This is a genomic window from Acidaminobacter sp. JC074, assembly GCF_022496765.1.
GTDB lineage: Bacteria > Bacillota > Clostridia > Peptostreptococcales > Acidaminobacteraceae > JABXKX01.
This window is the reverse complement of the sequence record NZ_VANV01000010.1, coordinates 74,587-95,460: the sequence shown is the minus strand read 5'-3', so window position 1 is coordinate 95,460 and position 20,874 is coordinate 74,587. Positions and strand designations below refer to the sequence as shown.

Genomic DNA, 20,874 nt, shown 5'->3' with positions numbered 1-20,874 from the left:
AAGGAGCAAAGATGAAAAGAAGCTTAAACTCAATTACAATAAAACTAATAGTTCTTGTCTTAATTGCTATCATGATAATGAGTTTCCCCCTTTATTTGATTACATCTAAATCACTGTTTAATGATTCTGAAGTTCGAATAAATGAATTAAATTCTAATAAGGTGTCACAAATGAAAGACATTTTAGAAAAAGAAATGATTCTAATAGAATCTGTAGTAAACAGTTATGGTGTGCAAATAGAGCTTTATTATGACGAAAAAAGAGAAAACAAAAGTATATTTGAAGATAGAATTATAAAACTGTTTACCAATTATCTAGAATCAAGTGATGCACCAAGTTACAGTATTTATGCATTTTTTAAGCCTAGTTCAGAAGATGATATTCTAGACATTTGGTTGACTTATCAAGAAGACACAATTATGCGTCATGAGCAAATTCCATATAGAAGATATATAGAGAAAGATAACATGTCATTCTTCTATGATGTTGAAAACAGCAACTTAGGTTATTGGATTCCTCCTTACAGAAATAGATATGATGAGTATATTACATCTTATGTAAGACCATTAATATATGAAGATCAGTTTATCGGAATTATTGGAATGTACTTAGATATGAATAAGGTGCGTCAGTTGATGAGTCCTCTTAATTATGATGATACAGCTTACTATTGGTGCTTTAATGATGAACAAGAGATTATTTATCACCCATTGAAAGCAGAAGGCGATCCTGCAAATCTTGACTATGACCATAATGAACCACCAAGTTATGTTGATTCGTTTGTAGATAATAAATCTTACAGACACTATATTAGTAACTCTCACAATGATTGGACATATGTTTATAGTGTGGAAAACGAAAGTATTTTGAAAGATGTCCGTACAAATATCAATCGTATTTTTATAACTTACTTCTTATTTATTGTATTTTTTTCAGGTCTTGTTATTGCAATTGTTAACAGATATGTATTAAAGATTAATGAAGTATCTCATGCATTGAAAAAAGCTCAGTTGGGCAACTATGCCGAAACAATTAAAGTCACTACAAATGATGAAGTCGGTATCCTATCACAATTAACCAATGATGTACTTGATAAAGTCGCAAATAGAGTAATCAAGCTTGAACATGTGGCATATTACAATACCCATACAGGACTTGCTAACCTAGAAAAACTTAAGTACGATTTGAAACTATATGGTAACAGAGAGATGGCTTTATATCTTTTGGATTTAGACAATTTCCGAGTGATAAATGATATCTTAGGTAAAAGGAAAAGTGATGCCTTCATAAAAGAAATCAGTAATAAATTAAGAGAAGCAGAGGATCACAACTTGTTTGTGTATCATACATCAGGTGATGAATTTGCATTCTTAGAATTTGACCCAAAACTAGATGAAATATCAACACATGCAGAATATATCATTAATCTCTTTAATCAAATTGCCTATAGCTCAAAGTATCATATAAACATTTCTTCATCTATCGGTATATCAAAATATCCTGATGATGTTGGTATGAGCATTGGTTTAATAGAATGTGCTCAAATTGCGCTCGAAACAGCTAAAAAGGAAGGTAGAAACAACTACAAAATGTTTTCTAGATTCATTCCTCGAAGCGAGTATGAACATTCAGGAATTTATGACGATCTTAGAAAATCAATCTTTAATGATGAGTTCATACTACATTATCAAAACATCTATAACAAAGAAAAGGTATGTGTCGCAAAAGAAGCACTTGTCAGATGGAATCATCCTGATGAAGGTCTGTTAATGCCAGCTGATTTCATAAGTCATATAGAAATGAGTGGTCTAGATACTGAGTTTGGTCAGAATATCCTAAAAAGGATATGTCATGACTATAAAACAATGAAAAGTGTTCAGAATGCTCCTAAAAAAATAAGTATGAATCTATCCCATAGACAACTCTTAAATCCATTGTTTATCTCTAATACACTAGCAATCATTAGAAATGAACAACTAACACCAGATTTCTTAACAATAGAAGTAACAGAAGATATCCTAAAATACGATATTGAAACTTCAAAGAAAAAACTAGAAGCATTAAAAGTATTAGGAATTACTGTTGAACTAGATGATTTCGGAAGAGGAGATGCATCCTTAAATACTCTAAGTAATCTGCCGATTAACAAAGTTAAGATTGACTGTTACTTAATTACTCAATTAATATCTAACAAAGATATTCAGAATCTAGTTAATGGATTGATACAATTATGTCATCAAATGGATTATATTGTTGTTGCTGAATGTGTTGAAAATGAAGCTACTTATAATCTACTTGTAAACATGGGATGCGATCAATTCCAAGGCTTCTACTTTGACAAACCAAAAGCCATTGAAGAAAGGTCTATGAATCCATAGACCTTTCAAATATCTTCACACTATTTTTTCCATGTTCTTTTACAAAGTATAAAGCTTGATCTGCTTCCTTTATAGAAGATTCAAAGTCATCTCTTAATTTACTGACACCAATGGATATGGTCAACTTCTTATCATTAAAGCTGGTTTCTTCTATTATTTTTCTTAGATGACAGGCTTTATTGTAACCTTCCTTTAAAGGTGTATCCTTTAAAACTACAAGAAACTCCTCGCCACCCCATCTGAGTACATTGTCATTGCTTCTTACATGGTCCTTAAGAGTTTTTGCAAGTGCAGTTAAAACCTTATCTCCACAGTCATGACCATATTTATCGTTAATTAGCTTAAAATCATCAATATCAATCATCAATATCGTACCTATTTTCACCTTTTCAGTTATATAATTGTAGAAGTAATGGCGATTGTATAAATTTGTTAAAGAATCGTGGTGAGCATTTATTCGTGTTACAGAGTAGAGTTTCCATATAGCTGACAAAAGAATAAGAGAAACTAGAATCATAGACAAGGAACCTCTAATCTGTTTATCTCTTTGATCTACCAAATCCATTAGAACGTCATCATTTTTATAGTGTATCAAGTAACCTAAAACTCTATCGGTGTAATCCCTTACTTCAAATGGCATAGCCCATACAAGTTTATCATCGAACTTTTCATATACAAATGCATCAACTCCAAATACCCCAGTTTGAATGTTTTCAATTACTTGATTATTTATAAGGAGGAATTCACCTTTATTCAATAACACTTTTTCCTCAAGATTCTCGTTAGAGAAGCTATTATCTAAGTACCAATCATTAAATCGAATATCAGTCGTATAATCTCTCGAGATACTCATAAAAGTTTTACTATCAACCTCATCTTTATTGACCATAAACACACTTGTTAAATCATAAGTATCGATAACTGGTTTTAGCATACTTTTTAAGGAATAAGAGTATTCAATTGAACCTAAAAGTTCATTATCCTCTATAATCGGAAAGACATATCTATACCCGTTTGAAAATCTTCCTTCTTCCATGCCTTTTACAAGGACTCTTGATTCTAATGCATCTACAACAGTTCGCCTTATCTCAGTTAAATCATCACCGTAAACAGAAGGATTATGGACTCGCAAAAAACTTTCAGCATCTCTTAAGTGAATTTGATACTGTCTAATGCCAAGTTCTTTATAAACATCAAATTTTGGTTTATGTATTTGAAAGAGTTGATTTCTTAATTGGTCTTTATAGGCATCATTAGCATCATAAACTTGCCTTAAAAGTGATGATGTCTCACAATTCATTTCCATAACAAATAAAGCCTTAACAACATTTTCCTTGTTTTCAATAGAAACGTTACTAAGCCCCTCTATACCAGCTACAGTATCCAAAATATAATTTTCCAAATACGCTTCTTTTGTTAGTACAAGTTCTGCAAACTGAATGAAAACCATTATTCCAACAATAACTAATACAAAAGAAAAAAGGTATCTTTTGAATAAATGAATGAACTTTCTCATAGACTCACCTATTCGTTTAATACCCAATTAACATATAATATCTCAGTTTTTAAGCTTTTTTATCAACTTTATCCTTATAAAGCAAGCCATCTGCCAGTGCGATAATCTCATTTAATGTCTTATCTTTACTATCTGCAACCCCTATCCCTGCTGCCAATCTCAAATCCTCATAAGCTTCAAAGTAGACTTTGAAAGCTTCTTCTAAATCAATGAGGCGGTCTTTTAAGGCTTGTTTTTGAGTATCTTGAACCAATACCAAGAACTCATCGCCTCCATATCTAACGCAGATATCATTCGGAAAATTCTCTTTAATAATTGCAGCTATTTCAGCCAATACTTGGTCACCTCTCAGATGACCATAAACATCATTGACTTTCTTAAAATGATTGATATCTATAAGAACAAGAGAAAAGATGGTATGTCCTTTAAGGGCACGCTCATATTCAAGCTTAGCAAAGTCGTCAAAGTATCTCTTGTTATAAAGGCCTGTCAAAACATCTCTTGTTGATTTATCATAAAGTTCTTTGTTATACCTATTGTATTGGTGCATGATAAAAACCATTGTCAACATAATAGCTAAGGTAACAACTACATAATTGATTCTATAAACAGGATCTGTATAAACATAAAAAAGTTCTGGTTGACTGATCTCAAGTCTAAAAAGTATCAAAGACTCCATAATTACGAAAAATGGAAAAAAATACTCCCAAGGTCTTACACATACCACAGTCAAAATGAAAACAACCAAAATCATAAGATAAGGCATAGCACTCTGTGTACCAGGAGTTGTTGGATAAGAAAAGGGTATATAAATAAAAGTGAAAAAAAATAAGAAGATAAGTCTGGCTAGGCCTCTAAACTTGTCTTTATTAGTTAAAAAGTATATTAGGCCACACACAAGAGCAATGAAGATGCCTGTTAAGATATTAATCATTGGTCTTTTGTTGATTGCATTAATGACAGTAAAAAGCAGCCCCAAGATGACGCAAATTAAGGCATAGCTTCTAAAAAGTCTATGCCTAATATCATTATTTAGTTCTAGTGTATTTCCAGGATGTACCTTCATACAATCACGCTCACTTAATTGCTACAATTACGTCTCTATTAATGGCTTGAGAAACCCTGTGATGGAATCCTAAATAAATTTCATCATCTATAACTGTAAAGCCGGCTTGCTCTAACTTTTCTTTCAACTCGTCTCTTGTATTGGTATAAGTGTTCCAAGATAGCGCCAATGCCCCACCTTTTTTTACAAGCTGATACCAGGCCTTGAAAGATGCATCTAAAAGCTCATCAACAGACCTAGAATGGCCTTCATCATGCTTTGACATATGTTGTACACCATATGGTAAATCGCCAACTAGAACGTCCATAGACTGTTTCTTGAAGTATAGATTAGACTGGGTCGTATCACCTCTCAAGACTTTTATGGTCTTGCCTGTTTTCTTCTTTACTTCTTCTTTTGATGTACCTATATAAGCTTCGAATGTCTCACCAAGCACCAACTTGTTTTGAATGGCCTTGCCTCTTACAACTTGATGTTTGTACTTTCCTTCCTTTAAATATCTTTGAAAATATTGACCCAGTTCACTGACTGACCTTTTATCGAGCTCAGCACCATAAGCATGGTGGCCCCTAATCATGGCTTCAAATAAAGTCGTACCTCTACCACAAACAGGATCAAAGACATTGATGACCTCTTTGGCGTAATACTTAGAAGTATAAATGGCTAAGTTCAGCATCATACGGGTAAACATTTCATTGGTCTTGCCATTGTACTTAAGTCTATTGCTCAAGTCCTCACCAAAGTATCTTTCAGGTACTTTTTTAACAGGCATAAAGCTTTCATCTACCACTTTAAAATAAGTATAATAAAATGATAAATTTTCAATATGACCAAACAGATCTTGATCAATGGCTTCTTCTGTTTCAATAAACATATAGTGAGCCGGACCAATCTCTTCTACTTTTATATCACTGTAATCAACACCAATTGCCTTTAGGACAATTGATGCTTCATATATACACATTTTTTTCATTTCCTCAAAATAAGGAATATTAGCGTTGGGTTTTAATAGTATTGCATGTTTCATTAACTCTACCTCCGAGAGAATTTTACCATATGATTTAAAATCTTGAAAGCTAATATCTAAACTTCTTGTCTTGGTATGGTAATTTTAAACAATACACCTTGACCGACTTTCGATTCTGTCACTATTTTCCCTTTAAGTTTTTGAATAACCAAGTTGTTGACTATGTTCAAACCTAAACCTGTACCACCTTCATGTCGTTTAGTGGTATAGAAAGGTTCAAAAATTTTATCTAGTTCTTCAACTTCTATACCAACACCATCGTCCTGATAGCTGATATGATAGGCTTCATCATCCTGATCAAGATAGATATCAATATGGCCCCTAGTCAGACCATCAAATCCATGTTTTAAGGAGTTCATCAAAAGATTGGTGATGATCTGATAAAAGGTACCTGGATAAGAATTAAGGATAATTTGCTCCTTTGAGTGTACGTCGATGTCTATATTGGCCCTATCAAACTTTGAACCAAAGCTGTTGAGTATCTCATGAACATAATCGTTGAGTTCAAACTGTCTCTTGTTCTCAACCGACTGATCCACAGCAACCAACTTAAAACTTTGCACCAAATCTGCAGCTTGTTTCATAGATCGTGAAAGCATCTTACCGATTTCACTCATAAGCTCCACATAATCATCAATCTGTTTTCTAGTCAGCTTACCATCATCAAGAAGCAGTTTAATCTTTTCTGTTCTGTCTGTTAAACTCGATGATAAGGTGACACCAATACCAACTGGTGTGTTGATTTCATGCGCTACACCGGCTACTAAAGACCCCAGTAAAGCCATTTTTTCTGACTCTATCAGTTGGTTTTGAGTATCCTGTAAGGTTCTGATAGAAACCTCCAATTTCTTTGTTCTCTCTCTGACCATATCTTCTAAGTGTTCTTCATGAGCAATCAGATTTCTTACGGCGTTCTTCAGCTCAAGGGTACGATTTTGAAGTTTTTCCTCTGTCTCTTTTTTGCTGGTAATATCTGTTGCTATACCTAAATAACCTACACCATTTCCATTACCGTCTTCCACTCTAGTAACAACAAGATTACAGACAATATGAGAGCCATCTTTTTTAATAAATGTCCATTCTCTTTCATCATAACCGGTCTCATCAACTTCAGTGATAAATGCATAAAAATCAGCAACTTCTTTATTGTACTTCTCAGAAAGCTCTTCACACCTGGTATTTATCTCTGACCTCAAATGCAGACTCAGTACTGAAAGTTTATTAACAGCTTCTTCATGACTATAGCCTAGTAAGTTTTCAGCACCAATGTTGAAGGAAGTAATAAGCCCCTTTAGGTCTGTTGTGATAATGGCCATCTTAGTTGCAGAATCCAGTATGCCCTGAAGCCTTGCATGGGTATCTAATATATCCTTTCTTGAATTATGAATGTTCTCAATCATATTGTTCATAGAATCTGTTAACTTCATAACCTCCGTCGAACCCTGAACATCTATTTTTTCTGGTAGGTATTCATAATTGATATGAGATATCTTTTCTATAAGTATTCTTAGTGGCCTAGTGACACTTGCCCCAATCAAATAGGCAATTAAGCCACTGATGAGGGATACCACGAGAGTGGTCACAACAACAATATTAATGATTCTTCTGATTGGACGCCTTGTGATATCCTCATAAAACGTTGAAACTATATACCAATCAAGGGGTTTGAAATAAGATACATAAGCCTTCTTATCATAAATGTAGTTGCCCTTGTCTTCAGGATGATCCCATGTATAAGATAAGTACTCATCTTCAATATCAGAAACTGCCATCATGCTTCTCATCAAGTGCTCATCTTCTTCACTGTCTACGACAAAGGCATTGGGATGAATAAGAATATCCATATCTGAGTTAAAAATAAAAAAGTAGCCTTCTTCGGTTAGCATCGAGTCAGATATACTTTTAAGCTCCTCAACGGCATAATCTAGTAAGTTCATTGTTTGAATGTCTATTTCTTCTTTACTATAGCTGGTACCAATCACCCAGTCGAACATATCAAGCGAGCGGACATATGCCACCTTCTCAACTTGTGTATCTGTGTACCAATAATATTCTATATAACCCTCACCATGTTCTTTAACAAGATCATTGGCATGCATAAATAAATTTTCATTTGTCTTAACAACAGACTTATAAGAAAAGTGATCCAAGCTTGTGTTACTAAGACTTGGATTTTCTGGATAGGCAATCATGGTAGGCACGTCATCAGTTAGTTCATGTATCCAAAAATAAGACTTATCATCATTGTATCTGGCTTTTGCTACAATAGATAAAATCGATGCTTTAACCTCATCTTCTGTATAAAGCCCTTCCTCATAATCCTTGTATACCAATCTTAATTCTGCTTCTACTACATCTGTTGCACTTTTTAACTCATGCTTCTTACTCTCTTTTAACATGGCTTCAAAGCTAACTATGTTGTTGTACTGGGTTGTAATATAATTTTTTGTAAAGACCACATTCTTTTTGGCATTGGACTCAAGAATGTTCTCCAACTCACCAGTTGCAGTATTAGAAAAAATAGTTGTTAATATTAAAATGGTTAATATAATTGCGAAAATAGTTGCGCCAATAAATCTGGATTTAAGTGATTTGAACATAAATAGACTCCTTTGTCCATTTATACCCAGACACGAAAAAAAAAAGCATAAAAATTATGCTTTAATCAAACAAAAATCGTTTTGGATTTTCTTCAGAAATTCTTTTAAATTCAGGACCAAATGCCTGTCTGAATCCTTGAATATAATTGTCCAGAGGGGTGTCAAATAATATCAACATATAGTAGTCACTACCATACATGACCCTGTCTTTAATATGTTCTGGTAGAGGCTCATATATTTTTTCATATATTTCCTCCATATAAAGGTCCTTTTTCTCGTAATTATACAAACAAGACAAATCTGTATAGACATTTGGAAACTCTTTCATCAAATCTATGATTTCAGGTGCATAAAAACCTGTTTGATTGCCCTTTAAGAATTTACACATTTGAATGATGCCACCAAAATGAGCCATATTAAGCTTTAAATTTGGATACTTTGTGAGTACTTTTCTCCAAATGTTTGGATGGTTGAGTAAAAGCAGTCTTTCCTGTGTTAACTCCGAAAATGACATACTGGTAAAGTTATTTCTATAATCAACAATACCATCCTTATAGGCATGATGAGATGGAATGGCTTTACCTGATGGACCATAATAAATATCACCTTCTACAAGGCTCTTATCTAGCATATGAGAAAAACCTTCTAATGATGCATGTATAGTAATTGGAATCTGGTGTTTTTCACAGTAGCCATAAACCGATTCCCCACTAGAATCATCATATAATATGGGGTGAGTCGGCGAATAGCCTAAAGAGGTATAAAGTTTAAGCCCTGTAAAAGGCTTGTCTCTACCTATATACTTTTTTATCTCACCCAGTATCCCTTGATCAAACTCATCATTTCGTCTAGGATCTATGGAAAAGAAGGGATAAACTCTATCCGGTCTTTCTTTTTTTAGTCTGGTTAAATCTTTTATCTGTTCTTCATAGGCATTCTTAAAAACATCCACCCCAATAACAGACCGATCATAATAATCAATTTTATCTTCAATGGACTTGGCCAAATCATCCATCCACTCAATCAAACCTTTTTCTCTTTGTTTTTCAGACATGGATTTCATTGAGTTTAACAAGGATTTTTTTTGATCTAAGACCTTGTCTTTAGGTGCTATAAAGGTATAAGAAAAATCTAGCATCAAAGGCACTGCAATAAAATCTTGACCATAAGCTTCTTTCATTGTTTCATACATTTCAAGTGGTGTTTTTTCTATGGCATGATTTGCAAATTCAAAGACTTGGTCTCTGTACTTTTGAAGCTCTTTTGGTCCAATGGTCGAAGCAGGTTTAGACAGTTTCTCTAAACTGGTCATATAGGACTCAAGCTTTGATAAAGATTGGGTTAAAATATTCTTGGTAAAGAAATGACAGTGTGCATCAATTAACATCATCCACCTCCTCCTTATATTTTAAGCTAAAAAAAAGAAAATAGGAACTCATCCTATATTTTCTTAACAAATTCTGATTTAAGTTTCATAGCACCAAAACCATCAATTTTACAATCAATGTCATGGTCACCTTCAACCAATCTGATATTCTTTACTCTGGTGCCTCTTTTTAAAACCGATGATGCACCTTTTACTTTTAAATCCTTAATCACTGTGACTGTATCACCATCTGCAAGTACATTCCCATTAGAATCTTTAATCACTTTCTCATCAGATGATTCACTGCCAGGCACCCATTCGTAAGCACATTCTGGACAGACAATCATTGCGCCATCTTCATAGGTATACTCTGATTGGCATTTTGGACAACTTGGTAACTCATTCATATTTCTTTCCTCCACTATATCATCAATGTCAATTAAACACTGGTAACCACCAGACATTAATATACGCTTACAAAAGGCCAAAGTCAACACTTTTAGCCATATTTTCATTAGAAAGACCTTGCATAAATACAAGGTCATAAAAGGTTTAGTCTATTTGATTCATATAATCATAAATAGCCATATTAGTCGCATACCATACAGAGTCATGGCCGCTTAAAGCCTCTGCGATTTTTTCAAAATGATCCCAGTTATCATCTAAGTCAAACTCATAAGAATGCCCCCATATATATAGAAGATCAAGATCATCAGAATCTTTATTTAGAAAATCATCTATTATGGAAAATATGTTTTTATCGTTATGATGGCATGTGGGATGCCACCTATAAAAATCGACAGGCAATCCAAAGTTTCTGGTATCCTCTACTGTTCTGCCATAAACAATACCATTTTTTTTCATGTTTTTTATCACAAGGTCATTATAGGTACCAAATGGATAGGCCATTCCTTTAATGACACGTCCTGTTAAGTCTTCAAGACCTTTTCTGTCCAGACCAAGTTCCTTATCAAGTCTATCCTCATCTAGTTCAACTAAAGAGGGATGTGTCAGACTGTGACAGGCTATTTCATGTCCACCATATAGATCATTGACCACATGATTGTCGATTCGCCTGATGATATGGCCTCTGTCTTCCCACTGGCCACCACCCAACAAACCATAATTCAAATTAAAGGTCGCCTTAAGCTTGTACTTATTTAAAATCTCAACAAATCTTTTGTCTTGTAAAATACCATCGTCATAAGAAAAAGTGACTGCCTTTTTCTTTTTACCGGGAAAATATCTCATCTCAACCTCATCACTAATCTTCTATCGGAATCCAAATCTCACAGGCATACAAACTAGAACTCGTATCACCGTCAGGATATATTTCAAGTTCTGGTAACTCTTTATGGACATACAAAGTCCTGACAAAAAAATCATCTAGAATGTCTTGCCAAACACTTTGAATGGATTCAGGCAGCTTTCCAACGACTTCAAATACCGCCCATGTACACTCAGGAATTTCCAGACTGTCTATCCCCTCAATGGCTTCATTAGCCTCTACACCAATCATATAGTCAAACTGAAGACCTACTTTGCAGTTGTTATAACGAACGCCAATCAAGCCTAATGGACCTATGTGATCTGTAATGCTTTTAGATGCATGCATCTTAGTGAAGTCATCCCAAAATCTTGGTATTTGAATACAATCACTGTCCGTTGAAATCCTTCTTGAAAGACCCTGGAGTCTCATTGAAGGTTTAGTCTCTATCCTGTAGTTCATAAGATCCCCTCTTCTAGAATATCACTAAGAAAGAGAAAAAAAAAGATAAGTAGTTGATACTTATCCAATAATTGACTTTAAGGTCACCTCTATAAAAATATTAAAGTGCTCTTCTTTTTTGTTGACTTTGGATGTTAGCATAGCGCCTTCAAAAGCTGCAAACAATGCTTTTGCTTTAATAGCTGCCTGGTCAATGCCATTATTTCTTAGAATATCAGAAACCCATGTGATGACAAGTTCGTACCATTCACTCAGTTTTTCTCTAAACACTTCTTTGTCATCAGAAAGCTCTAGGATAAGATTACCGACAGGGCAGCCTCGTCTTAACTCTAACTGACGCAGTCTGTTAAAGAAGATGTTAAAAAAATCTTCAAGCCCCTGTAAACTGTCTTCAACACCTGCTATACAAGACTTGGTATCTTCAATGTAAAACTGAATAATCTCCAGGCCAAGTGCTTCTTTGCTTTTAAAAAAATGATAGAAAGAACCTTTGGGTATTTGGAGTTCATCCAATATGCTTTTTATACCTACATGATGGTAGCCATTTTCATGTATTTGTCTGGCTGCTGTCATCAAAATAGTTTCTCTTTTATTCATACTTATCACCTCAGTGAGTTCATTATAGAGAAAATTTAAGCAAGCGTCAAACTAAAAATCCATAATATCTACATGACCAAATCCTAAAGAGTTATCTGTGATCTTTACTTGTTCAAGTTCAATTCTATACAAGCCCATCATAGATGGATCGCCAGGTAAATCTGTTAGAAACGGATATTTAGTAAGCAGTAAGCCCATTGCCTTCCTCGCTTGTTCAGGCTCATTAATTTCATAGGCCTTGCCTAAACCTCTGACATACTTAATCTGAGACAAGGCTTCTATAGAATCTGCAGATTTATCAATAACAATATAAACTCTATTGTCTTGACTCAGTTCCTTAACCTTATTGGTTGCCTTAAATGTTGTAAAATAGATGTGACTTAAATTTTCTGGATCATATGTAAAATCAACCGACCTAACATTAACAAAACCTTCTAAATCCATGGTGCCTAGTCTTAATAACTCATGATTGTCATATACTTTTCTTAACTTTTCTTTCATTGTTACCTCCCTTAATTAAGCTTAGTATACGACCGGTCTACTCGTTTGTCAAGAAAAAAAAGAAATGATCAATTCATTTCTTCTAAAGCTTCTTTATTCATAATCAGTATTTGCTTGGTACCAATCAACTTTATAACACCCAGTTCCTGAAAGAGTTTTAACTTTCTAGTCATGGTTTCTCTAGCTATACCTGCATAAGAACCCATTTCTTCTCTGTTAATAGATAACTTTAAGAGAGTCCCTTCCGGTGTCTTATGCCCAAAATCTCTTTCTAGATTTATAAGTAAGCCTGCTACCTTTGCATCCACACTATTGGTGCCAAGTCTTTCAACAAGACTTTCAACCTTGATGATTCTCTCATAGGCTTTCTCTAAAACCTTTAGAGTAATATCAGGATTCTTTAATAATATAGAGTTAAAGGCATCCTTTGAAACCATAGAGATATCGGTATCTTCAATGGCTTCAGCTGTAAAATCAAATCGGTCTTCTTTTAACAAGTTAAAAGCACCAATAAAATCACTGTCTGATAGAATATATAAGATTTGCTCTTTACCATCTACAGTGTACTTTCTTATTTTCATTTTCCCCTTACAAACGATGTAGAGATGATTGGCTTTTTCACCTTGGGCAAAAATAGTATCACCACGTTTGTAGCTATAAGTCACTGCTTCTGAAGCTATGAGGGCCATTTCCTCTTCGCTAAGACTAGAAAACAAAGATATTTGGCTGATGCAAAACTTATGTTCACACAGCTTACAATCTCTATTTCCCTGAATACATTTCGGCATAGTTCCCCACTTTCTAAACCGCAATAGTCTTTTGATGCACCAAGAGATTCATAATGTAATCCTGATACATTTCAGCTTGAGTCTTATCCATTTCAGGCAAGTCACCTAAAGGATATTCTAAACCAAGCTGAGAATACTTATCAACTCCTAACTTATGATAAGGCAATATCTCAAACTTTTCAACGTTTTTAATACAATGATGAACAGAACTTAATAACTGATTCATAGATTGATAATTATCTGTAAATCCTGGAACCATAACATGACGAATCCATATTTTATTTTTATAGTCTTTTAGGGCATCCATAAACGGCTTTGTAAACTTCATAGATACGCCAGTGATGTCTTTATACTCACTTGAATCAAAGTGTTTAATATCTAAAAGTATCAAATCCACATGTTTTAGAATGTCTTTGTAGTACTGGGCTTGACCAACCCCAGATGTGTCTAGGGCTACATGGATGTTTTCTTTTTTCAGAGCTTTGATGGCTTCAAGAACAAACTCCCCTTGCATCAAAGCTTCCCCACCTGAAAAAGTAACACCACCAGTTTTTTTATAATAAGGCTTATAACGTTTAGCAAAAGAGACGATTTCCTCTACTGAATATTCTTTGCCACCTTGACCCCATGTATCTGGGTTATGACAATATTTGCACCTTAATGGACACCCTTGAAGAAAAAATACCGTTCTGATGCCTGGTCCATCAAACATGCCCATGGTTTCAATTGAATGAACGCGTCCCTTTAACATAAACTTCTCCTATGCACTCTTGTGGAATGTTCTTAACATAACTTCTCTTTTTTGCTCATCCGTTAATCGGTTGAAGTGAACAGCATAACCCGATACACGAATGGTTAAAGTCGGATACTTATCTGGATTAGCCATAGCATCTTCTAACAGTTCACGACTTAACACATTAACATTTAAATGGAAAGCGCCTTGTGAAAAATAGCCGTCCATAATATTTACTAGATTTTCAATTTTATCACTTGATTCTTTACCAAGAGCACTTGGTACGATTGAGAATGTATTTGAAATACCATCTTGGCAGATCGATTCATAAGGTAGTTTTGCTACCGAGTTAAGTGATGCCAAAGCACCCATTTCATCACGACCATGCATTGGGTTGGCACCTGGTGCAAATGGCTCACCTACTTTTCTACCATCTGGCGTTGAACCTGTTTTCTTACCATATACAACATTTGATGTAATCGTCAGTACTGATAAAGTATGCTCAGCATTTCTATAAGTTGGATGTTTCTTTAGCGCCTCGCTAAACTTTGTAACCAAGTCCACTGCGATTTGATCCACACGATCATCATCGTTACCATACTTAGGAAAATCACCCGTAATATCAAAATCAACTGTTACCCCCGCTTCATTTCTAATTGGCTTAACACTTGCGTATTTAATTGCACTTAATGAATCCGCAACCAGTGATACACCCGCAACACCAAAGGCCATAGTTCTTAAAACATCTGTGTTATGTAGCGCCATTTGACCAGCTTCATAAGCGTACTTATCATGCATATAGTGAATGGTATTCATTGTCTCTACATAAAGCTTAGCCAGCTTTTCTAATACGATGTCATATTGAGTCATTACTTCATCGTAGTTAAGCACTTCAGAAGTATTGGTCTTGATGCAGTCAAATACCTTTAGTGGATTACCTGACTTGTCCATTTTCAACTCGTCGTGGCCGCCATTAATTGCGTAAAGTAGACCTTTTGCAAGATTTGTTCTAGCCCCAAAGAACTGCATCTGCTTACCAACTGCCATAGCAGATACACAACACGCGATACCATAATCATCACCATAAAGTGGTCTCATTAAGTCATCGTTTTCGTATTGGATAGCACCCGTATGCATAGACATATCTGCACAATACTTCTTAAAGTTTTCAGGTAGCTTATCTGCCCATAAAACTGTCATATTTGGTTCTGGTGCTGGACTTAATGTCTTTAATGTGTGTAGGAATCTATAAGCAGTTTTCGTCACATGGTGTCTACCATCAAGACCGATACCACCAATAGCTTCTGTTACCCAGTTTGGATCACCTGCAAATAAATCGTTGTACTCTGGTGTTCTTAAATGTCTTACCATTCTCAACTTGATAACAAGTTGATCAATTAATTCCTGAGCAGTCTTCTCAGTTAAAATACCTGCTTCTAAATCTCTTTCAATGTATATATCTAAAAATGCCGTTGATCTACCTAATGACATGGCAGCACCATTGTTTTCTTTAACTGCCGCTAAATAACCAAAGTAGAAAAACTGTACAGCCTCTTTTGCATCAGCTGCTGGTTTTGAAATATCAAAACCATATGATTTTGCCATCTCTTTCATATCATTAAGTGCCCTGATTTGACTTGAAACTTCTTCTCTTAAACGAATAATTGACTCATCAAATCCATCAATAGACGCTAGATCACTTTTCTTTTCTTCTATTAATCTGTCGATACCATAAAGTGCTATTCTTCTGTAGTCGCCAATAATTCTTCCACGACCATATGCATCTGGTAAACCAGTTAGAAGACCAGCTGATCTAGCTGTTTTCATTTCATCTGTATAAGCATCAAACACACCTTCATTATGTGTCTTTCTAAACTCTTTAAATTGTTCTTTCATGAAATGGTCCATTTCATAACCATAAGCCTTCAATGAGTTTTCAACCATTCTGAAACCACCGTATGGGTTCATGATTCTCTTTAAAGGTGCGTCAGTTTGGTAACCAACGATAACTTCATTGTCCTTGTCTAAATAACCTGGCTTGAAGTTATTGATGCCAGAAAAGCAAGATGTTTCAATATCGATAATGCCTTTCTTTATTTCCTCATGAATCAACGCTTCTGCTTCATCCCATAATACTTGAGTCTTTTCTGTTTTTCCTTCTAAAAATGATGCATCACCATCATATGGTTTATAATTAACTTGAATAAAATCTCTAACATCAATGGCTTCTTGCCATTTTCCCTTATTAAACTTATCCCACATAGTAACCTCTCCTTCTTGATTTCAAGGCAAGTATAAATCATCATCTCAAAAAAAAATGTGATTGAAGTCACTTTTTTAAAAAACTTATCATTAAAAAAACTTAATGATTATAAGTTTCAGTAATAGATGTAATAGTCTGAATCTTTGAATGATAAGTTTTCATTCAGGGTATAAGGAAAATAGAATGAAAGTGAGCCATTATGAAAAGACATACAAAAAGGATACTTTTAAGTTTCTTCATAGCCTTGTTTATATTTTCATTATTTGCCCTTGTCGCTTTTTTTGAAAGCAGAAACAATCTTGAAGAAGAAAAAAATAAAATAAAAAGCAGAGAAGAAATCTTGGTTTCTAGAATCAACACGGCCCTTAACTACAGTATCGGTGGTGCTGAAGGGGTTGTATCTTTTATAAAGACCTATCCTAATCTTAACCAAGAGGACTTTAGTAATTATGTATCTAAGGTGTTAGATCCCAACAACAACATTGTCAGCCACCTAGTAGCCATCAAAGATACAACCATCGCCTTTTCTCATCCCCTTGAAGGTAATGAATCCGGTATTGGTGTGGATTTAGCCACCATCGAAGGCCAAAAAGAACAGATCCTCAAGGTTAAAAATGAGAATATCAGCATGTTGGTGGGTCCTATTGAGCTGGTAGAAGGTGGTGTTCACTTGATCAACAGGATGCCTGTCTTTTTATCAAGTGAGGATAAAAATGTCTATTGGGGACAGCTTTCTGTTATCATACGTTATCAAGCCCTTTTAGACAGTGCTGGAATCGAGGGACTTGCTGATCAGCATTTTATTGAAATAAGACAAGTCAATAATATAGATGATAGCGAAAGTATCATCTACAGTAATCATAGAGACTTTACACCAAATGTTATTGCAACCACCGTACAGGTACCAAATGGACATTGGGTCATCTCCATTGAACCCAAAGAAGGCCTCAACAAGAAGTCAGTCTTCTTTTACACCATTTTAATTGTCGGCGCTATTTTTTCTTTGGCTCTCGGTGCCATCATCAACTATATTATGAAGGTCAACCACAACCTAAATAAAATCGTTGACATCAGGACTGAGCATATTCAAAACATCAACTTACAGCTGGAATCATCTTTAGAAAAACTAAAGTCTACACAAAAACAGTTGATTGAAAAAGAAAAGCTCGCTTCTTTAGGCGAACTTGTAGCAGGTGTGGCACACGAAATCAACACACCCATTGGTGTCAGTATTACCACCAACTCTTATCTTGAAAATGTCATCGATTCAACGACCAAGAAACTAGACACTAGTCAGCTGAGAAAAAGTGATTTGGTAAAGAATCTTAAACTTATGAAAGATTCATCTGTCATAATATCAGATAATCTTAAACGCTCATCAACACTGGTGAATAATTTTAAGCTTCTGGCTGCTGATAAAAACATTGAAAAGACAAAGAAAATAAAACTCAAAAGTTTTATAGACTATATATCACATTCCATTTTACAGTCTTATAATCTTAAAAACATTGAAATCACATGCGAAATGGATCCTGAACTAGAAATTACAACCATACCGGGTGGTCTTGCCCAGGTGATGACCAATCTGATCAACAACTCCATCACCCATGGTTTTTACGACAAAACTGGTCAAATAGAAATCATCTCTTCCTTTGATGAAAACAATATTTACTTGGATTATCTAGACAATGGCTGCGGTATCTCTAGTGAAAACGCAGATAAGGTCTTTCAACCGTTTTTTACTACAAAACGTGCCATTGGTTCTACAGGACTAGGTTTACACATTGTCTACAATACCATTCATCAGCAACTGGGTGGTCACATTGAACTTGTTTTAGACGAAAAAAAAGGTGTGCATTTTAAGATTACACTGCCTAATCACTAGGGGCTCATGCCCCTATTTCATTTGTTCTGTAAAGACTTTAACAACCATTAACTCAAGCGTTTCATCATCTTGATTCCTTACATTCATCTTTGTCTTAAAAGGTATTTGAAGGATGGTCCCCTTTTGGTATTTATGATTGTCCTGGTCATCTAATTGAATGGATAAAGTCCCTCTCATAACAATCATTTGCACATAGGCATTGGCAAAATGCTCTGGTAGGCCTTCACCCTTGTTAAAGATCATATGAATCACATTGACGTCCTCTTCCATTATTAATTTTTCTACAACTTTTTCATTCCCTAAATTATATTGATGTACTTTCTCTATCATAGTGCCTCCTTTTTTCTATATTTTATCCCAAGAGCCTTTTTCTAATCGGTAACTTAAGTTACACGAGCTATCTCGTCTACTTATGCTGTATAAGTAAAAGCCTTATTCTTGAGTAAGCCTGCTTTTTCATGTGTATAAATAAAATAGCTTTGTTCTACAATTATCTATACTTTTATAGTATTATTAAATAGAAAGTAGGTGAACATATGAAAACAATTAAAGGAAAAATGCTCAGCATCTATGCCATGGTCTTTTTGGCACTATTAGCAACTGTTATAGGGGCTTTTGTTGCTGTAGATACTCAAAGACAACATCTAGTACTCACTGAACTGCTCTCTAAGCAAAAACTTTTAGTAGAACGTGTGACATTTTCAACCATTAATACTGGCGAAATTGCACTTGCAAATCCAGAGCGTTTTAATGAAAAGCTGAGTGAAAATACAGATGCCATTACAGAATACTCTGGCGCAGTAGATTTTATGTTACAAGCCTTTGAGGATAAGGAATATCCCTTAGACGGAAGAATTGTCAGGCTTAAATTTAGAGATGAATTCCTAGTCGTCTTTGATGATGCACTCAATACCTCAAAACTTGAGTGGCAGGAAGCCAAACAAACAATAGACTGGCTTTTAAGGGCTGAAAACTTGCAGGATATAGATAAGTACCAAGAAGAGCTTGATCATTTTGAAGAACTTAATCTTCAACTGATTAGAAACTCAGATTACTTAACAAAGATTTGTCGGGATGAAGCGTCTAGAAAACGTGTACAGAGTAACATCATTCAGATAAGCTCTATTTCTATTGCTGTACTCATATTCTTCTTTATGATGTATATGATGCAAAGAGATTTTAAACAACCACTTGATGAAATTCAAACAGTTTTTAAAGATATGGGTAGAGGTCAATTCAAGAGACGCTTACATAGAAATAGAGAAGATGAGTTTAAAGAGCTATTTGATGGCTTTAACCATCTGGCTGATTCCTTGTCTACCATTAGAGATATCGAGAGTAAAATCTTAGCTGAAGATTCTATTTATAAGATTATGACTTATGTAAAAGAATCCTTTAAACCATTTGCTGCTTATGACAACATGACAATTGTCTATAAAAGCAGTGCCAATGTTATTTCTAAACTCAGCATAACAGATGATCAATTAGACGAAGAACATGTTGACCAGTTACATACATATACTAGTATAGAAAAACTGAGTGACAATTTGATTGTTGTGCCAATTTCAATTAACGATGCTTATTTAGGTTATGCTCAGTTGGAAAACAAAGCGGGCTTTGACGATTCATCTCTAAGCTTTTTAGAGACACTATCTTCAACCATCTCATTTGCCTTTTATAAGTCACTCTTATTTAGAGACCTATTGGCAATTGTTACAGATGGACTTGCTGATTTAGCTGAATCAAGAGATCCTGAAACAAGGCTTCACCTCATTAGAATGTCATCATATGCACAAATCATTGCAAATGAGCTAAAATCTAATGATAAGTATAAAGATCTTATCGATAATGATTTTATGACCAACATCAAATTGACTGCACCTATGCATGATATCGGTAAAATATCAGTACCGGACCATATACTTCTTAAGCCTGGTAAGCTCACTGATGAGGAGTTTGAAATCATGAAAACTCATGCTTATGAAGGTTCGGTGGTCCTTAGAAAGATACATGACAGATTTGAACAATATAACTTAGACTACTTTGAAATGGCTGCAGAAATAGCCTTATGTCACCAAGAAAAATTTGATGGCCGTGGCTATCCGAATGCAATAAGCGGTCAGGATATTCCACTATCAGCAAGAATTTCTGCTTTGGCAGATGTCTTTGATGCGCTTACTTCTAAAAGACCTTATAAAGATGCTTTCTCACTTGAGAAATCTTATAAGATTATTTTAGAATCTAAAGGCAGTCACTTCGATCCAGATGTCGTTGATGCATTCTTCAGTGCAAGAGAAACCATTGAACAAGTCTATAGCAAATACAAAGAAACCTAGGTGAAGCTGAGCTTCACCTTTTAACTTTTTCATATATATTTTGCACAATATCATATTTATAGACTTTCTACTTTTAATTCTTACTCTGA

Annotated in this window: 17 protein-coding genes; 3 read left to right on the top strand and 14 right to left on the bottom strand. The window is 34.7% G+C overall.

The features are described 5' to 3' along the window. Positions 1 to 11 precede the first annotated feature (11 nt). Positions 12 to 2,378, top strand: coding sequence for an EAL domain-containing protein (locus tag EZV73_RS12725; protein ID WP_240840708.1), 2,367 nt, complete (start codon positions 12 to 14; stop codon positions 2,376 to 2,378). Here EZV73_RS12725 and EZV73_RS12720 read toward each other — a convergent pair. The 13 genes from EZV73_RS12720 to pflB all read right to left on the bottom strand — a co-directional run bounded on the left by EZV73_RS12720 (position 2,365) and on the right by pflB (position 16,563). Next, positions 2,365 to 3,894, bottom strand: a complete 1,530-nt coding sequence (locus tag EZV73_RS12720; RefSeq protein WP_240840707.1) for a diguanylate cyclase — start codon at positions 3,892 to 3,894, stop codon at positions 2,365 to 2,367. The two genes, EZV73_RS12725 and EZV73_RS12720, sit on opposite strands and share 14 nt — an antisense overlap. A 49-nt stretch (positions 3,895 to 3,943) precedes the next feature. Continuing rightward, on the bottom strand, positions 3,944 to 4,960 hold the full coding sequence (locus EZV73_RS12715; protein ID WP_240840706.1) for a GGDEF domain-containing protein: 1,017 nt from the start codon (positions 4,958 to 4,960) through the stop codon (positions 3,944 to 3,946). 10 nt (positions 4,961 to 4,970) lie between these two features. Beyond that, the gene (locus EZV73_RS12710; RefSeq protein ID WP_240840705.1) at positions 4,971 to 5,987 is read right to left on the bottom strand and encodes a TRM11 family methyltransferase; all 1,017 of its coding nucleotides are present in this window, start codon (positions 5,985 to 5,987) and stop codon (positions 4,971 to 4,973) included. Positions 5,988 to 6,043: 56 nt separating this feature from the next. Beyond that, a complete protein-coding gene (locus tag EZV73_RS12705) occupies positions 6,044 to 8,587 on the bottom strand; it encodes a cache domain-containing protein (protein WP_240840704.1) in 2,544 nt (847 codons plus the stop codon). Between the two features lie 61 nt (positions 8,588 to 8,648). Then, entirely contained in the window at positions 8,649 to 9,977 is a 1,329-nt protein-coding gene (locus EZV73_RS12700) for an amidohydrolase family protein (RefSeq protein ID WP_240840703.1), read from the bottom strand. Between the two features lie 50 nt (positions 9,978 to 10,027). Continuing rightward, positions 10,028 to 10,360 carry a zinc ribbon domain-containing protein YjdM gene (locus tag EZV73_RS12695; protein WP_240840810.1) on the bottom strand — a complete coding sequence of 111 codons (333 nt, stop codon included), beginning with the start codon at positions 10,358 to 10,360 and terminating at the stop codon, positions 10,028 to 10,030. A 145-nt stretch (positions 10,361 to 10,505) separates the two neighbouring features. Continuing rightward, a complete protein-coding gene (locus EZV73_RS12690; protein ID WP_240840702.1) occupies positions 10,506 to 11,204 on the bottom strand; it encodes a polysaccharide deacetylase family protein in 699 nt (232 codons plus the stop codon). Positions 11,205 to 11,217: 13 nt separating this feature from the next. Continuing rightward, positions 11,218 to 11,682 (bottom strand): GyrI-like domain-containing protein, encoded by a 465-nt coding sequence (locus tag EZV73_RS12685; protein ID WP_240840701.1) that lies wholly within the window; start codon positions 11,680 to 11,682, stop codon positions 11,218 to 11,220. 60 nt (positions 11,683 to 11,742) lie between these two features. After that, complete coding sequence (locus tag EZV73_RS12680; protein ID WP_240840700.1) at positions 11,743 to 12,279, bottom strand: TetR/AcrR family transcriptional regulator; 537 nt, start codon at positions 12,277 to 12,279, stop codon at positions 11,743 to 11,745. 51 nt (positions 12,280 to 12,330) lie between these two features. Further along, positions 12,331 to 12,780, bottom strand: coding sequence for a pyridoxamine 5'-phosphate oxidase family protein (locus tag EZV73_RS12675; protein WP_240840699.1), 450 nt, complete (start codon positions 12,778 to 12,780; stop codon positions 12,331 to 12,333). Between the two features lie 68 nt (positions 12,781 to 12,848). Next, entirely contained in the window at positions 12,849 to 13,568 is a 720-nt protein-coding gene (locus EZV73_RS12670) for a Crp/Fnr family transcriptional regulator (protein WP_240840698.1), read from the bottom strand. A gap of 13 nt (positions 13,569 to 13,581) precedes the next feature. Beyond that, entirely contained in the window at positions 13,582 to 14,319 is a 738-nt protein-coding gene (pflA, locus tag EZV73_RS12665) for a pyruvate formate-lyase-activating protein (RefSeq protein ID WP_240840697.1), read from the bottom strand. Positions 14,320 to 14,328: 9 nt separating this feature from the next. Next, positions 14,329 to 16,563 carry a formate C-acetyltransferase gene (pflB, locus tag EZV73_RS12660; RefSeq protein ID WP_240840696.1) on the bottom strand — a complete coding sequence of 745 codons (2,235 nt, stop codon included), beginning with the start codon at positions 16,561 to 16,563 and terminating at the stop codon, positions 14,329 to 14,331. A 200-nt stretch (positions 16,564 to 16,763) separates the two neighbouring features. Between pflB and EZV73_RS12655 the strand changes: the two genes are divergently transcribed. Further along, complete coding sequence (locus EZV73_RS12655) at positions 16,764 to 18,449, top strand: ATP-binding protein (RefSeq protein ID WP_240840695.1); 1,686 nt, start codon at positions 16,764 to 16,766, stop codon at positions 18,447 to 18,449. A gap of 12 nt (positions 18,450 to 18,461) precedes the next feature. Here EZV73_RS12655 and EZV73_RS12650 read toward each other — a convergent pair whose 3' ends face one another. After that, a complete protein-coding gene (locus EZV73_RS12650) occupies positions 18,462 to 18,779 on the bottom strand; it encodes a cupin domain-containing protein (protein WP_240840694.1) in 318 nt (105 codons plus the stop codon). A gap of 206 nt (positions 18,780 to 18,985) precedes the next feature. Here EZV73_RS12650 and EZV73_RS12645 point away from each other — a divergent pair, with 206 nt between their 5' ends. Continuing rightward, positions 18,986 to 20,785, top strand: coding sequence for an HD domain-containing phosphohydrolase (locus EZV73_RS12645; RefSeq protein ID WP_240840693.1), 1,800 nt, complete (start codon positions 18,986 to 18,988; stop codon positions 20,783 to 20,785). Positions 20,786 to 20,874 lie beyond the last annotated feature (89 nt).

Bases quoted from the DNA above. Each gene is read 5' to 3' on its own strand.
- pflA (WP_240840697.1), bottom strand. From the start codon at position 14,319: ATGTTAAAGGGACGCGTTCATTCAATTGAAACCATGGGCATGTTTGAT.
- EZV73_RS12705 (WP_240840704.1), bottom strand. From the start codon at position 8,587: ATGTTCAAATCACTTAAATCCAGATTTATTGGCGCAACTATTTTCGCA.
- EZV73_RS12645 (WP_240840693.1), top strand. From the start codon at position 18,986: ATGAAAACAATTAAAGGAAAAATGCTCAGCATCTATGCCATGGTCTTT.
- EZV73_RS12655 (WP_240840695.1), top strand. From the start codon at position 16,764: ATGAAAAGACATACAAAAAGGATACTTTTAAGTTTCTTCATAGCCTTG.
- EZV73_RS12710 (WP_240840705.1), bottom strand. From the start codon at position 5,987: ATGAAACATGCAATACTATTAAAACCCAACGCTAATATTCCTTATTTT.
- EZV73_RS12725 (WP_240840708.1), top strand. From the start codon at position 12: ATGAAAAGAAGCTTAAACTCAATTACAATAAAACTAATAGTTCTTGTC.
- EZV73_RS12670 (WP_240840698.1), bottom strand. From the start codon at position 13,568: ATGCCGAAATGTATTCAGGGAAATAGAGATTGTAAGCTGTGTGAACAT.
- EZV73_RS12715 (WP_240840706.1), bottom strand. From the start codon at position 4,960: ATGAAGGTACATCCTGGAAATACACTAGAACTAAATAATGATATTAGG.
- EZV73_RS12720 (WP_240840707.1), bottom strand. From the start codon at position 3,894: ATGAGAAAGTTCATTCATTTATTCAAAAGATACCTTTTTTCTTTTGTA.
- EZV73_RS12690 (WP_240840702.1), bottom strand. From the start codon at position 11,204: ATGAGATATTTTCCCGGTAAAAAGAAAAAGGCAGTCACTTTTTCTTAT.
- EZV73_RS12700 (WP_240840703.1), bottom strand. From the start codon at position 9,977: ATGATGTTAATTGATGCACACTGTCATTTCTTTACCAAGAATATTTTA.
- EZV73_RS12650 (WP_240840694.1), bottom strand. From the start codon at position 18,779: ATGATAGAGAAAGTACATCAATATAATTTAGGGAATGAAAAAGTTGTA.
- pflB (WP_240840696.1), bottom strand. From the start codon at position 16,563: ATGTGGGATAAGTTTAATAAGGGAAAATGGCAAGAAGCCATTGATGTT.
- EZV73_RS12695 (WP_240840810.1), bottom strand. From the start codon at position 10,360: ATGAATGAGTTACCAAGTTGTCCAAAATGCCAATCAGAGTATACCTAT.
- EZV73_RS12680 (WP_240840700.1), bottom strand. From the start codon at position 12,279: ATGAATAAAAGAGAAACTATTTTGATGACAGCAGCCAGACAAATACAT.
- EZV73_RS12675 (WP_240840699.1), bottom strand. From the start codon at position 12,780: ATGAAAGAAAAGTTAAGAAAAGTATATGACAATCATGAGTTATTAAGA.
- EZV73_RS12685 (WP_240840701.1), bottom strand. From the start codon at position 11,682: ATGAACTACAGGATAGAGACTAAACCTTCAATGAGACTCCAGGGTCTT.